Source organism: Alkalibacillus salilacus, from assembly GCF_030812915.1.
Classification (GTDB): domain Bacteria; phylum Bacillota; class Bacilli; order Bacillales; family Alkalibacillaceae; genus Alkalibacillus; species Alkalibacillus salilacus.
In genome coordinates, this window is the sequence record NZ_JAUSTQ010000002.1 from 271,899 (window position 1) to 287,016 (window position 15,118).

The 15,118-nt window shown below is 37.5% G+C and carries 14 protein-coding genes and 1 other annotated feature (1 of these 15 running past the window's edge); of the genes, 2 read left to right on the forward strand and 12 right to left on the reverse strand.

Annotated elements, in window-relative coordinates:
- Positions 1-32, reverse strand: a binding site (T-box leader) (it extends 197 nt beyond the left edge of the window).
- A gap of 113 nt (positions 33-145) precedes the next feature.
- On the forward strand, positions 146-334 hold the full coding sequence (locus J2S77_RS03600) for a YszA family small membrane protein (protein WP_306974712.1): 189 nt from the start codon (positions 146-148) through the stop codon (positions 332-334).
- On the opposite strand, the gene J2S77_RS03605 is transcribed toward J2S77_RS03600, so the two are convergent.
- The 8 genes from J2S77_RS03605 to hemA all read right to left on the reverse strand — a co-directional run bounded on the left by J2S77_RS03605 (position 331) and on the right by hemA (position 8,325).
- A complete protein-coding gene (locus J2S77_RS03605; RefSeq protein WP_306974714.1) occupies positions 331-1,335 on the reverse strand; it encodes a LysM peptidoglycan-binding domain-containing protein in 1,005 nt (334 codons plus the stop codon). The two genes, J2S77_RS03600 and J2S77_RS03605, sit on opposite strands and share 4 nt — an antisense overlap.
- A gap of 202 nt (positions 1,336-1,537) precedes the next feature.
- Positions 1,538-1,855: a hypothetical protein gene (locus J2S77_RS03610; protein ID WP_306974716.1), complete on the reverse strand. Its 318-nt coding sequence runs from the start codon at positions 1,853-1,855 to the stop codon at positions 1,538-1,540.
- Between the two features lie 265 nt (positions 1,856-2,120).
- On the reverse strand, positions 2,121-3,404 hold the full coding sequence (gene hemL, locus J2S77_RS03615) for a glutamate-1-semialdehyde 2,1-aminomutase (protein WP_306974717.1): 1,284 nt from the start codon (positions 3,402-3,404) through the stop codon (positions 2,121-2,123).
- Between the two features lie 14 nt (positions 3,405-3,418).
- Positions 3,419-4,396 carry a porphobilinogen synthase gene (gene hemB / locus J2S77_RS03620; protein ID WP_306974719.1) on the reverse strand — a complete coding sequence of 326 codons (978 nt, stop codon included), beginning with the start codon at positions 4,394-4,396 and terminating at the stop codon, positions 3,419-3,421.
- Positions 4,397-4,400: 4 nt separating this feature from the next.
- Positions 4,401-5,168 (reverse strand): uroporphyrinogen-III synthase, encoded by a 768-nt coding sequence (locus tag J2S77_RS03625; protein WP_306974721.1) that lies wholly within the window; start codon positions 5,166-5,168, stop codon positions 4,401-4,403.
- A complete protein-coding gene (hemC, locus tag J2S77_RS03630) occupies positions 5,168-6,097 on the reverse strand; it encodes a hydroxymethylbilane synthase (protein WP_306974723.1) in 930 nt (309 codons plus the stop codon). The genes J2S77_RS03625 and hemC overlap by 1 nt, the downstream gene beginning before the upstream one ends.
- Before the next feature lie 16 nt (positions 6,098-6,113).
- The gene (locus J2S77_RS03635) at positions 6,114-6,941 is read right to left on the reverse strand and encodes a cytochrome C assembly family protein (RefSeq protein ID WP_306974725.1); all 828 of its coding nucleotides are present in this window, start codon (positions 6,939-6,941) and stop codon (positions 6,114-6,116) included.
- Between the two features lie 19 nt (positions 6,942-6,960).
- On the reverse strand, positions 6,961-8,325 hold the full coding sequence (gene hemA / locus J2S77_RS03640; RefSeq protein WP_306974726.1) for a glutamyl-tRNA reductase: 1,365 nt from the start codon (positions 8,323-8,325) through the stop codon (positions 6,961-6,963).
- Positions 8,326-8,522: 197 nt separating this feature from the next.
- Between hemA and J2S77_RS03645 the strand changes: the two genes are divergently transcribed.
- Positions 8,523-9,002, forward strand: coding sequence for a LiaI-LiaF-like domain-containing protein (locus J2S77_RS03645; protein ID WP_306974728.1), 480 nt, complete (start codon positions 8,523-8,525; stop codon positions 9,000-9,002).
- 397 nt (positions 9,003-9,399) lie between these two features.
- Here J2S77_RS03645 and J2S77_RS03650 read toward each other — a convergent pair whose 3' ends face one another.
- From J2S77_RS03650 to clpX, 4 genes are all read right to left on the reverse strand, one after another.
- The gene (locus tag J2S77_RS03650) at positions 9,400-10,524 is read right to left on the reverse strand and encodes an MFS transporter (protein ID WP_306974731.1); all 1,125 of its coding nucleotides are present in this window, start codon (positions 10,522-10,524) and stop codon (positions 9,400-9,402) included.
- Between the two features lie 158 nt (positions 10,525-10,682).
- A complete protein-coding gene (gene yihA, locus J2S77_RS03655; RefSeq protein WP_306974733.1) occupies positions 10,683-11,264 on the reverse strand; it encodes a ribosome biogenesis GTP-binding protein YihA/YsxC in 582 nt (193 codons plus the stop codon).
- Positions 11,264-13,591: an endopeptidase La gene (gene lon, locus J2S77_RS03660; protein ID WP_306974735.1), complete on the reverse strand. Its 2,328-nt coding sequence runs from the start codon at positions 13,589-13,591 to the stop codon at positions 11,264-11,266. Before lon ends, yihA begins: the two co-directional genes overlap by 1 nt.
- A gap of 173 nt (positions 13,592-13,764) precedes the next feature.
- Entirely contained in the window at positions 13,765-15,042 is a 1,278-nt protein-coding gene (clpX, locus tag J2S77_RS03665) for an ATP-dependent protease ATP-binding subunit ClpX (RefSeq protein ID WP_306974738.1), read from the reverse strand.
- Positions 15,043-15,118: the final 76 nt, after the last annotated feature.

Sequence of the window (15,118 nt, forward strand, 5' to 3'; positions counted from 1 at the left end):
GATACAACACTGTACTCCTCTCTTACTTGTATTTTTCAGAGATTTAATTTGTCTATATTGTACCCAATTTTTGTTTGATTAGTCAATTACTTTTACACGAATTTGTCTCTAGCCGCATAAATTATATCTAGGAGGGATTTCTAAAATGGCGCAATTTTATCGATATCGTTTACCACCTTGGCTTAGAAAATGTATTTTCACAATCGAACGTTGCATTTTACCGATCATGATCTTTCAATTAATACGTACCTTATTATTTCCAACAACACTGGACGTATTTCTTGCTGGTGCAATCGTGGGTATATTTATTGCTTTTTACTTAGAATGGATTTAATAGGATGATGATCCAGACCGAGTTGGAACCAATAACACGTCACCCTCTTTTAATTCAAAAGATGATTCGATGTTATTTAAGCGTTCTAACTGATGAACGGACATATCATACGAAGCTGCTATTGATGATAATGTTTCATCAGCTTGAACAAAACGAACAGTCATCTTAACTTGCTGACGCTCATCATCTTCTCTGAAAAATTTCGATAAATAGTCTAGACCTTTTTTAACTGGTGATTGATGGTCATCATTGTCGCTTTTATCTTCATCATAATCACTGTCTACATCTTCTTTTGATGATTTACTTTCATCCTTTGGTTCAGCCTTTTTATCATATTCCTTTGGTGCCTCTGTTTTATTCTTAGGTTGGTTAACAAAGTCTTTTAATGACGTTGTTTGTTTCTTATGCCATAAATCGCGACCACTTTCTTTTTCATCATTTTGTTTTTCAGATACTGGTTCAGTTTCATCATGCGTTTCGTCCTCATCTTCCTCTATAACGGGAAATTGCTTTAATTCAAAATCCGTAGTTTCTTGTTCATCAAGGATTTCTGACTCTTGTCGACTTGTATCTATGACTTGAGTACCCTCTAAACGAATAGTCGTATAAACCTTGAGTGTCTTAGGCTCAGGTATTTCGTAATCAAAATAATCAACTATAACATTTACACCTTCGTCACTGTTGACCCGTTCATAAGGTATTGAAATATCAACTGGAATCGGGTACTGAAATTCCATAAATCCGTTGTCCAACGCTCGAACTTGCTGAACACTTTGTTGATCTTCATCCACCACAATCGTATCTTCCTGTTCTACTTCTCGTGCTAAATAATCACCATGCACGATTAAAACGCCTCTTATTTGCATTGTTGACTGTTGATGAATCACATTCACATCTGGGTCAATCGCAATGCTATACAAATCTTCAATTTCTTCACCTTGGCGAAACATAATATGTTCTTGCACATCAAATTGATAAGGTACACCTTCTAATGAACTCATTGTTTTCCCCCTCTACTTAATCATCCATTACTTAATACGTATTAGCATGGAAAACAAACTATGCGCTTTAAGGGGTTAATCTTTATAAATATTTTCAATTTGTAAGATTGAAGACTTCACATCAAGGAATTCCATCTGTTCATTAATCGTCCTCATCAATTATCTAAACGATAGGCACAATAAATGAATTAATTAAAGAACATTAAGCAAAGCAAACTTCCACTTGTCCTTCTTGTTCTGCAGTTTCCAAGCAATCCGTTAGAAACTTTTTAATTTGTTGATCATCTAAGTCAATGGACTGCTGGTTAAAACGTTCAAGTCGCTTTTGAAGTTGAGACAATGCTTGCTCAATTTGTTGTTTCGAGAATGTTTTCTTAGCTCCTATGCCACTAACACCTCCGTCACACTCTTTTGCGTCTAAAAGTTGATATAAGTCGTGTGCAGAATCATTAAACATGTGAAAACGTGCATAAGCGATTTGTTGTTGTGATTGATTAACACCGTATATGTCATGTCCCATCGTATAAACAAAACCCCTTCTAAATTAAATTTTTCATAAGTTAACTGAAATAAAGTCTATTGAAATGATTGGTTGAAGCGTGGTGAAGTAGGAATCTGGGGATGATGCGAAGTCTTCAAATATATTATATATCGAACTAACGTTCTGAAACAATAGCTGTTAACCTATACTAAATCGATTAATAATCGAAAAATATAAAATTCCCGAACCGATTACGTATAAATCGATTCGGGAATGCCATTTAGAATGATTTTCTTTCTATAAATTACTTTTTGTAATGTTTAAAAGCGGACTGGATTGCTTGAATCGTTTGTTCTATATCTTCATCCGAGTGTACAGTTGATAAGAACATGCCTTCAAATTGAGAAGGTGGCAAGAAAATACCTTGTTCAATCATATGACGATAATATTCAGCAAACCATTCTAGATCAGATGTCTTAGCTGAATCGAAATCAACTACATTCTCATTAGTGAAAAAGAAGCCTAACATTGAACCAGCGCGATTGACACAAAGTGGAACTTCATTGGCTTGAGCCGCTTCTTCAATTCCAGCAACTAATCGATCTGCTTTCCTGTTCATCTCATCATAAGATTCTGGTGTTAATTCACTTAACGTCGCATAGCCAGCAGCCATAGCTAATGGATTACCTGACAGTGTACCAGCTTGATAAATGTCACCCGCTGGCGCAATCATTTCCATAATATCACGACGACCACCATAAGCACCGACTGGTAATCCACCGCCGATTACTTTTGCAAGACACGTTAAATCAGGCGTCACATTAAAATGACCTTGTGCACAGTTGTAACCGACACGAAAACCTGTCATGACTTCATCAAAAATAAGCAGTGAACCGTAATCATTCGTCATATCACGTAAATACTGTAAGAAGTCATTGACTGGTGGCACGACACCCATATTCCCAGATACAGGTTCAACAATCACTGCTGCGATATCATCACCATAATGTTCAAATGCATACTTCACGCTTTCTTGATCATTGTATGGAACTGTGATCGTATTTTTCGCGATCGACTCTGGAACACCAGGACTATCAGGTAATCCTAACGTGGCAACACCAGAGCCAGCTTTAATCAAGAGTGAATCAGCGTGGCCGTGGTAATTACCTTCGAACTTCAAAATTTTGCTTCGTTTTGTAAACCCACGTGCTAAACGCAAAGCACTCATTGTTGCTTCCGTACCTGAATTCACAAAACGTACCATTTCAATCGATGGAACGCGATCAATTAACAGTTTAGCTAATTTATTCTCATACTCTACGTTCGTACCAAAGCTTGTCCCTTTTTTCATCACATGCTGTAATGTTTCCATTACTTGTTCATGGGCATGTCCTACAATTAATGGTCCCCAACTAAGCACATAATCAATGTACTCATTACCTTCAATGTCAGTTATTTTTGACCCTTTTCCTTCTTCCATGTAGATCGGGTCAACATTCACTGAATTAAATGCGCGAACTGGTGAGTTAACGCCACCTGGCATTAATTCAACTGCTTCGTCAAATAATTGTTTTGATCGATTTGTCATTTTGAACCCTCCTACTATTCATTCAACCATCTTGCGATATCTTTTGCAAAGTACGTCATAATTAAATCAGCACCAGCACGTTTCATTGAGGTGATTTTTTCAAGAACGATTTCTTGTTCATTCACCCATCCATTTTGTGCAGCTGCTTTAATTAGCGAATATTCACCACTTACATTATAGGCGACAATCGGCTGATCATAACGATCCTTCAAATCGCGCATAATGTCCAAGTAACTAAGAGCTGGTTTAACAATTAATAGATCAGCCCCTTGCTCAACGTCAGATTGAGCTTCACGATGAGCCTCTAAGCGATTGGCTGGGTCCATTTGATACGTCTTGCGATCACCAAATTGTGGAGAACTATGAGCTGCGTCTCGGAAAGGCCCATAGAAAGCTGAAGCATACTTGACTGCATAAGACATAATCGGAACATTCGTATAACCCGCTTCATCCAATCCATGACGAATCGCTGTTACAAATCCGTCCATCATATTCGAAGGCGCAATTACGTCTGCCCCTGCTTTTGCTTGTGATACAGCAGCCTTAACGAGTAAAGGTAAAGTAGCATCATTATCGACATATTCATCATGGATGACACCACAATGGCCATGATCAGTAAATTGACATAAGCAAGTGTCTGCCATTACAACCAAATGAGGAGCAATTGTTTTAATCCGCTTCGTTGCCATTTGGACAACACCCTCATCATTGTAAGCCTCAGTTCCAACGTGATCTTTATGATTAGGAACGCCAAATAAGATAATAGATTTAATCCCTAACGATACAATTTCCTCAATTTCTTCATCTAGACGATCAATCGAGACTTGATAGACACCTGGCATAGATGGAACCTCATTCTTCTTTCCTTGTTCTTCTAAAACGAATAATGGATAAATGAGGTCATCTGTATGTAAATGCGTTTCACGGACAAGATCGCGAAATGCTGACGTTTGACGTAAGCGTCGATGGCGATCAAATTGTAATTCAGTCATGTTATCACTCCTTAAAAAAGTATTGAATCGTTTCCGCAAGTCCTTCTAAGGTATAAGTATTGGGTAGTTTAACTCGTTCAAACCCTATTTGCTCTGCATAATTAGCAGTCGTCTTTCCAATAGCGAAACAAGGCGTAGAGGTCCATTTCTCTTGTAATGGACCTACCATGTCCAGAAAGGCATCTATAGTTGATGGAGATGTGAATACAAAAGCGTCGAATACTGTTGTTTCCATTAAGTATTTTATTCGCTCTTGCTCAGTCCAATTAGTCACTGTCTTATAAACAACCAATGAGCGGAAAGGAATATTAAAGTGAATTAAAGCTTCATCAATAACAGCTCTAGATTTAGTCCCTTTTATCAGCAAAGGATATTGAGCCTTATAATGGTGAATTAATTCGTGAGCCAGTGAATCAGCATCATAAATATCAGGAATAAAATCTACTTCAAATCCATAAGACGCTAATGTTTGTCTTGTTTTCTCACCAACAGTCACAATTCGTAAAGCCTTCAGAACTTGGGAAGAAATATTCATTTGTTTAAGCCACTTAAAGAAATAGTAGATCCCATTATGACTAGTTATAACAAGCCAATCATGTTCCTTGATTTGTTCCTCAGTTGATACCGAATTCACAGGCTCAACATAATCAAACGTAATTAACGGCACCCCTTCAACATAGAAATCGCCTGATTCATGAAGCGTCAAGAATGAAGAGGCATGCTCTAGAGAACGAGATAGCAGGACATGCCGCTTATGATTACCAGTTGTCACTACTCTTCAAGCTCCCGCTTCGCTTGTTCTACAAGTTCTCTAGCACCCTGTTCAATTAGAAGTTCTGCAGCTTTACGTCCTGCTTCGATTGGGTCTTGGTCTCTAACTGTTTCTTTTAATACTGTTTTACCATCAGAAGATGCAACGAGTGCTTGTAACACGACATCCTCTCCTTCTAAGACAGCATATGCCCCAATAGGTACTGAACAACTTCCTTCTAATAGGCTTAGAAATTGGCGTTCAGCAGAAACAGTTCTCGCTGTATAATTATTATTAATCTGGCTAATTAATTGGCGTAAATCTTCGTCATCTTCACGGCACTCTAGTGCTAATGCACCTTGGCCTACAGCAGGCAAGCATACATCAGGCTCTAAGAATTCTGTGACAAGTTCAGTAGACCAGCCCATTCGTTTCAACCCTGCAGCCGCTAATATAATCGCATCAAAATCTTCTTCTTGCAATTTACGCAAGCGCGTTTCAATATTACCACGAATCCATTGAACTCTTAAGTCTGGTCGATATGCTTGTAATTGTGCACCTCTACGTAAACTACTTGTTCCAATTAACGCACCTTCTTTTAAATCATCTAATTTAACATGATTTTCTGAAATAAATGCATCGCGGTGGTCTTCTCGGTCAGGTATACAGCCAATCATTAAACCTTCTGGCACTTCAGAAGGGACATCTTTCATGCTATGAACAGCCATATCGATCTCATGATTATACATAGCTTGTTCAATTTCTTTGACGAACAAGGCCTTTCCGCCAACTTTTGATAGTGTCACATCTAATATTTGGTCACCTTTCGTGACAATTCTCTTAATTTCGAAACTGTAGTCATTTGATACTTTGTTTAATTGATCGATCACCCATTCTGTTTGAGTGATTGCTAAATTACTACGTCTTGAACCAATAATAATATTACGCACTTGATAGCCTCCTTATTTATAAACCATGGAAGTTAGACAACATCGATAAAATTAAATAATTACAAAATAAAAATAAGAACGCAAAAACATTCCATTTTGCTATCTTTTTCCCGATTAATTTATGTCTAACTCTAATATAAAGAATTATTGAATAAATGCCAATCACAACAAATGACCCAACTGTTTTAGCATCAATCCAATAAAACAGATCATCTGCCGTGTATGCCCATAACACACCTAAAATGAGTGATATTAACAACAACGGCGTTGCAAACACTGTTAATAGAAAAGATATCTTTTCAAGCTGAGCTAAATTTCCAATTCGTTTAACTAATTGACGCCATCTTTTTCTTTTTAACAGGTAAAACTGAATTAAATACAGCGTAGCGAATGCGAATGATAATGTATAAAGCGTATACGCAACAAAAGCTAAAACGATATGGGAAACAAGAATTTCACTAATAATGTAATCTGTCGCGGCTGTAGCGTCACTTGAAGCTATATTTAAAATCGATAATACCATTAATGAAAAGCCGATTAAGTTAACGATAAAAACAACTAAATCAACTTTGAAGAAATAGTTTACAACAATCGATACTAACAATATTAACCAAGCGTAAAAATATAAACCCTCAACACCATTAAACATGGCAATAAATCCATTTAAATATATATTGCTAAATAAAAGACCTGTTTGCAAAATCCAAACGAATAAAAGTAACCAGAAGGCGAAACGATTCGCCTTCCGGTTCCGTTCAACAAAATCATAGAAATACAACGTTAAGCTTAGCCCGTATAATAAGACAATGATTTCATATAATCTAATTTGTTCTAAGATAGCCATGAGAGAACCCCTCTCTCATCTATTGCATTGCCTTAACAAATTGTGCAATAGGAAGTGATTGATTGACTGATTTGTGGCTTTGGTGCTTGTTACTCTGAGTTTTAATTTCCTGTTCAACTTCCTCTTCAATTCCAAACACACGAACGAATAATTTCAACATATCGTCAGCGTGTTCTTCACCAGCCATTTCTTTCGCTTGTAAGATCGGCTCTTTAAGCATTTGGTTGACAATACTTTTCGTATGTTTGTTTAATACTTTTTTCTCTCTTGCTGTTAAATCTGGCATTTTACGTTCGATTGATGCCATTGTGTCTTGTTGAATGGTTAATGCTTTTTCACGTAATGCTGAAATAATTGGTACAACACCTAATGTTTTAATCCATTCATTAAATTCATTCATTTCTGATTCAATCATTTGATGAATTTCTTGTGCCGCTTCTTGTCGTTCCGATAAATTATGATCAACAATACCTTGTAAATCATCGATATCGTATAGGAAAATGTCATCCAATTCCTCAATATCTGGATCAAGATTCCGTGGAACAGCAATATCAACCATAAACAACGGTTTACCATGACGTGACTTCAACATAGGTTTAATAAAATCTTTATTCAAAATATAATCATCTGTACCTACTGAAGTAATCATAATATCAGCATCTTTTAAAACCGTGTCCAATTCATCCATTGAACGAGCTTGTCCAGAGAATTTAGCTGCTACTTCTTCAGCTTTTTCAACAGTACGATTAACAACTGTAATGTCTTTAACACCTGAACCATATAGGTTCTGAACAGCTAACTCTCCCATTTTTCCAGCACCCAAAATAACCACATGTTGATTTTTTAGGTTGTCAAAAATCGTTTTAGATAATTCGACAGCAGCATAACTAATTGAAACAGCATTTTGTCCAATGCCTGTTTCTTTATGAGCTTGTTTAGCATTAGTAATAGCTTGTTTAAATAATTGATTAAACATCAAACCAGACGCATCATCTTGTTGCGCGCGTTTAAATGCCGTTTTGATTTGTCCTAATATTTGTGTTTCCCCTAATACCATTGAATCTAATCCCGCAGCTACCTTAAATAGGTGTTCAATGGCTTCATTGTCTTCTTTCATGTCAATGAAATTACCAATATAATCAACATCCATTGAAAACCAATCAGCTAAAAACTTCTTCACATAATAACGACCAGTATGCAACTGATCGGCAACAACGTATAATTCTGTACGATTACATGTTGATACAATCACGTTTTCTAAAATGCTTTTTTGTTCATTTAGCTGATACATGGCTTCACTGAGTTGATCATCAGGAAAAGTTAAGTTTTCCCTTATGTTAATTGGGGCTGTTCGATAATTCATTGTCAATACAAGAAAATGCATGTATGTCACCCCTTGATTCATTTCTCTACGTCTAAATACATTGTAACAACTGCTCATATCAATTAAACTAAAAGCAGATGAACAATTTATGAAATTTTGTTCTATTATTTCTTTAGAATTATTATTAATAACTATTTGTAGACTATCACATTCGACATGATGCTTCAAGCAATTTAACTATGAAGGAGACTTATATCGTGAAACAATCGCAGTCATTTTTAGCTATCACTTTAATTGGTTTCGGTTTATATTTCCTCATTCAGCAATATGATATACCTATTTTATCACAATTTGGTAATTGGCCTTCTATATTAGTGATCTTAGGTGTCGCGTTTTTATTTAGTGCATATGGCAATAATCAACATGACAATATATTGCCTGGGATAATCTTGTTCGGTTTAGGTATTCATTTTCATCTGTTACAACATCAAGTTAATTGGATTGATCACTGGGGGATGTACACCTTAATCATTGGTATTGCATTTATTTTACGAGCTCAGAAAAAGCGACAAGGCACGATTATTGGTATTATTTTTATTGTGATTTCGTTTTTAGCATTATCAGCGTTTGCTATGCCTACATGGCTTGGCTGGTTAGATGTTGTCTTTAATATGATTGAACAATTTTGGCCAATTCTTTTAATCATCATTGGATTCTTTATGTTATTTAAGAAATAAGCTTTGTTAATGTCCGTTGTTGATATTGCGATCCGCTCTCGGCGGACGCTTTTACCCATAGGGCACAAGTGCAACATCTGCTCAATCTCACTACGTTCGTTTTTCACAGTGTTTTCTATGCAGGGGCACGGCTCGAGCCTCCTCGGCAACTAAAGGAACTTCGGCTAAGTGCCGGACGTCAATCACAAACGCCGAAGTGACCCACATCCTGTGGGCCTCTGGGGGTCTCGAGACTCGTGCTATTCCCGTGACGGCCCGGACGGCCTAATGTCGACGTTGGTCACAGGACGTGACCGCTTTTAGTCGACCAGGAGTCGCCACCTTCGCTCCTCACAATTCAACAACTAAGTGCTACATCATTTAAACTCAACATTAAACTTTAACAGAACGAAACAAATTATTTTTTATTCAATTGCCGTAGGATGATTAAATTAACTATGATTAGGCCTACACAGAAGATGAAGGGTATGCCCCATGTTTGCTGTACAAAGCCTGATACACTTGATCCAGCAACAACCCCAAGTGAAAAACAGCTATAGAACAAGCCATATGCTTTTCCGCGTAAGGTTTCATCCGTACTATTGGTGATCATTTGGTTCATGGATGGAAAGATAAAGGCGAACCCTATTCCATAAACAACCATAGCCACTATAAGCATCCATAAATTAAACGCAAAGTGTAAAACCCCCATAGATAATGCAATGATGCTTAGTCCTGCGAAGACAAGGGTGAATGGGTTAAATCGAACAAATACTATATTTAACCTTGTCATAAAAATGAATAATGCTGTAATACCGAATAAACTCAATAGTAAACCAGTAACGACCGTCGTTAATTGAAATTGATCAACCAAAATTGGTAAAGCAAATGCTAGCGTCCCATTACTTAACATTAATGTGAATGCGACTGTAGATGCTTTTAAGACTCCACGATTAGTTAAGATCGCTTGTAAGGTACTGCGGTCTAAAGTCTTCCCTTCCTGAACATGGGATGATGATTTAACAAAGCGAATACTTAACACAGCTGTTATAAGAAACACAATCGCCACTAATATAAATACATAAATAATTTGACCTGCTGCTGCCAAAGCACCACCTACTGCAGGTCCAACAATCGCCGCAATCCCTATCGAACCACCAGCGAATGCCATTACTTTTTTATTTCCAGTTTCTTTTGCCCAATCACCAATTAATGCAAAAGCTGCAGGTACTAGCAAGCCTCCGAACAACCCATGAATAAAACGAATCCATAATAATTGATCACCAGTTACAGCTAAGGGATAGAAGAATAGTGTTAAACTTACCAAAACCATGCCTATGACTATAACGGGTTTTCTTCCGATCCTGTCCACCCAATAACCACCGATCATATTACCTAAAACATTTGATAAGGAATACATCGCAACAATGATACCTGCCAATGTTTCACTTGCTCCTAAACTTAATGCATAAGGTGTCATAATAGGAAGTTGAATAAAAGTATCAATAAAAGCAATCACCACAACGACATATAAAAACCTCATATAATCCAACTCCTATCCTAACAATAATTCAATCTCATACGTCTATTATAAAATCGAATGAGTCTAAATAAATTGAGCTATATCACAATTCACCATTAATTTTGTGACAATCCAATGAAGACACGAAAAGATCCCGAATCAGTCTTCGGGATCTCCACTTATAAATACTGTTTCAATGTCTGCCAAGCTTGGTCTTTTCCTTCTCCAGTTTCCGCTGAAAATGGAATCACGACATCTTCTGGTTCCAGCTCTAATTCTTCTTTTACCGTTTTAAGATGTTTATCACGCTGAGATTTCTTTACCTTATCTAATTTCGTTGCGATCACAATCACTGGTAAGTCAAAGTACTTCAAGTAATCATACATAATCAAATCATCTTCAGTAGGCGGATGACGGAAATCCACAATTAGCACGGTCGCTTGAAGCGTCTCACGCGTCTGAAAATATTCTTCCATCATACGACCCCAAGCTTCTCTTTCACGTTTAGAAACTTTGGCATAACCATAGCCAGGTACGTCTACAAAATAAAATGCATCATTAATATTATAAAAATTTAGCGTTTGCGTTTTGCCAGGTTTACCTGACGTACGAGCTAAGTTCTTACGTTGGATCATTTTATTAATAAATGAGGATTTTCCTACGTTCGACCGACCTGCTAACGCAATTTCAGGCTTTTCATCTTCAGGATATTGAGCTTTACTAGCAGCACTTATGACGATTTCTGCATGATTGACTTTCATCATATTGCCTCCTTTGCGAGTAACGCATGGTCTAAAACCTCATCTAAGTGACTCACTTGAATAAATGTCAGCTGTTCACGGACACTTTCTGGAATATCTTCTAAATCTTTATCATTTTGAGCAGGCATTATAATTGTGGTTAACCCTGCACGGTGGGCGCTTAATGATTTTTCTTTTAAACCACCAATTGGTAGAACGCGTCCTCGCAAGGTGATTTCACCTGTCATTCCTACTTCTTTTCTTACAGGGCGATTAGTCAAAGCTGACACTAAGGCAGTTGCAATCGTGATCCCTGCAGATGGCCCGTCTTTCGGCGTAGCCCCTTCTGGGATATGGATATGGACATCATACTTTTCATAAAAATCTTTTTCTAGTTCAAACTCATCCGCTCTTGCACGAACATAGCTGAATGCAGCCTGAGCTGATTCTTGCATGACATCGCCAAGTTTACCAGTTAAAGTTAATTTACCTGTTCCTTGTACAATCGACACTTCAATCGCTAATGTATCGCCACCCGCTTGGGTATAAGCTAATCCTGTCGCTGTTCCAATTTGATTTTCACGTTCAGCTTGTCCATATCGGAATTTCGGTTTGCCAAGTAATGTCTCGAGTTGATTTTCAGTTACAACCACTCGTTTCTTCTCTTCTGAAACAATTTTCTTAGCTGCTTTGCGACAAACAGAAGCTATTTCACGTTCAAGATTACGCACACCCGCTTCACGCGTATACATCCGGACAAGTTTTAAGATAGCATCATCACGGAATTGTAATTGTGACTTTGATAAACCATTTTCCTCGAGTTGTTTTATAATTAAATGTTCTTTAGCAATATGCAACTTCTCCAATTCCGTGTAACCCGCAATGGAGATCACTTCCATACGATCTAATAAGGGTGCAGGAATAGTGGATAAATTGTTTGCAGTTGCTATAAACATCACCTTCGATAGATCATAAGGTTCCTCGATAAAGTGATCGCTAAATTTATCATTTTGCTCAGGGTCTAAAACTTCTAACATTGCTGAAGATGGGTCACCACGGAAATCGCTTGCCATTTTATCGATTTCATCTAATAAAAAGACTGGATTAACGGTGCCAGCTGATTTCATGCTCTGCATAATTCGTCCTGGCATTGCTCCGACATAGGTTCTACGGTGTCCTCTTATCTCTGCTTCATCACGGACACCCCCAAGTGAAGCTCTAACAAATTCTCGACCAACTGAACGAGCGACTGACTGAGCTAGTGACGTCTTACCTACTCCTGGTGGTCCAACCAAACATAATATCGGACCACTAGCTGAATCCGTCAATTGTTGAACGGCTAAGTACTCCAGTACACGTTCCTTCACACGATCTAAACCATAATGATCTTCATCTAAAACACGCTCTGCACGTTGTACATCTAAATTATCTTCAGTTTCATTAGTCCAGGGTAATTCAACCAACCATTCAATATAATTCCGGATGACAGAACTTTCAGCTGAACTTTGAGGAACTTTCTCATAACGATTCAATTCTTTATGTGCTATTTCCTCGATACGCTCAGGCAACTCAGCTTCTTCGATTTTTTCTTTTAACTCATCAATTTCACCTGTTTTACCATCACGTTCTCCAAGCTCTTTTTGAATGGCTTTCAATTGTTCTCGCAAATAATACTCTCTTTGAGTTCGTTCCATGGATCGTTTAACACGTTGACCAATTTTCTTCTCCATCGAAAGAACTTCTTTTTCATTTTGGATGGTTTGGATAATATAGTCGAGTCGATCTGGAACATAAGCTGTCTCTAAAACGTGCTGTTTCTGTTCAATTTTAAGGGACAAATGTGAAGTCACTATATCAGCAAGACGACTCGATTCATCAATGTCTTTTACAGTGTCATATGTTTCACTTTTTGTCTTTTTAGAAACCTTTGTATACTCACTAAATTGGTTAATTAACATACGCATCTGAGCTTGTTCTTCAGTGTCATCACCATGTTCATCATGTATTGATTCATATGTCACTGTAAAGAAAGGATCTGCCTGTTTGATTTCCTTAAGCGTCGCGCGTTCTAAACCTTCAATTAATATACGGCTTGTCCCATTTGGTAATTTCACCATTTGTTTAATATAAGCGATTGTTCCAACTTCATATAGATCATCTTGATTTGGCGTTTGAACAGATGTATCGCGTTGAGCTACGAGTAATAATTTTTGATCATACATCATGGCATCTTCTAACGCTTTGACAGAATGCTCTCGACCTACATCTAAATGTTGAACCATTGAAGGATAAATAACCACACCTCTAAGTGGTAATAAAGGAATAATCGTTTCATGATCTTGATTCATTGTTTGCACCTCCGAATACGGTCGCAACTTCTATGACAGAACTTACAGAAGCCACGATTATAACAGTAGTTTACACGTTTGTTGTTCATTTCATGATAGGTCATACACAAAGAGGGTACTCTCACCTAAACGAGGAGAGTACCCTCAAGCTAGCCAACCATCATGATTCGTTTTTATGCGCTCTCTCTAGGTGTTTCTTTGTTTTGATCAACCACTGTACCGTCACTTAGGACTAACGTTGGCTTACCATTTTCGCCCTCGACTGTTTCGCGTGTGATAATACATTTCTCAATATCATCACGAGATGGTAATTCGAACATCACATCAAGCATGATGTCCTCAATAATTGAGCGTAAACCACGCGCTCCAGTGTTTCGTTCAATTGCTTTATTAGCGATCGCACGAAGCGCATCATCTTGCAATTCTAATTCAACGCCATCAATTTCGAATAGTTTTTCATATTGCTTTGACAAGGCGTTTTTCGGTTGAGTTAAGATATCCACTAAGGCATCTTCATCTAATGGCGTTAGGCTACCAATAACTGGTAGACGGCCGATGAACTCTGGAATTAATCCATAACGTAGTAAGTCTTCTGGTAATACTTGTGTCAACAGTTCTGACTCTTCAAGCTGTTCTCCAGTTGACTCTGAGCCAAACCCAATGACACGTTCACCTAGACGACGTTTAACTGTTTGGTCAATGCCATCGAATGCGCCACCTACAATAAATAACACATTTGTGGTATCGATTTGGATAAATTCTTGATGAGGATGCTTACGTCCACCTTGTGGCGGTACACTTGCTTGTGTTCCTTCTAGAATCTTAAGCAGTGCTTGCTGAACACCTTCACCTGAAACATCACGCGTAATAGAAGGATTCTCTGATTTACGAGCTACTTTATCGATCTCATCAATATAGATAATTCCTTTTTCTGCTTTCTCAACATCATAATCTGCAGCTTGGATTAGTTTAAGTAAAATATTCTCAACATCTTCACCAACATAACCAGCTTCAGTTAGTGATGTTGCATCGGCAATCGCAAAAGGCACATTCAAAATACGTGCCATTGTTTGTGCGAGTAATGTTTTACCACTACCTGTTGGACCTAGTAGTAAAATGTTACTCTTAGATAGCTCTACATCATCTTCTTTGCTGCTTGAATTTATACGCTTGTAATGGTTATAAACAGCTACAGATAAAGATTTCTTCGCTTCTTCTTGCCCAATCACATAATCATCTAAGATATCACAGATCTCTTTAGGCTTAGGAAGCTCTGTCATTTCCTCTTGTTCTGTTGAACCTAACTCTTCCTCAACAATTTCTGTACATAAATCAATGCATTCATCACATATATAAACGCCAGGTCCAGCTACTAATTTGCGGACTTGGTCTTGTGTTTTACCACAAAACGAGCATTTTAATTGGCCTTTTTCATCACTAAATTTAAACATACTTTCACCCCATAAATTATCTGTAGTTTTACATGATATGTTTTACAAAACATTCATTCATACTACTTAACATTCT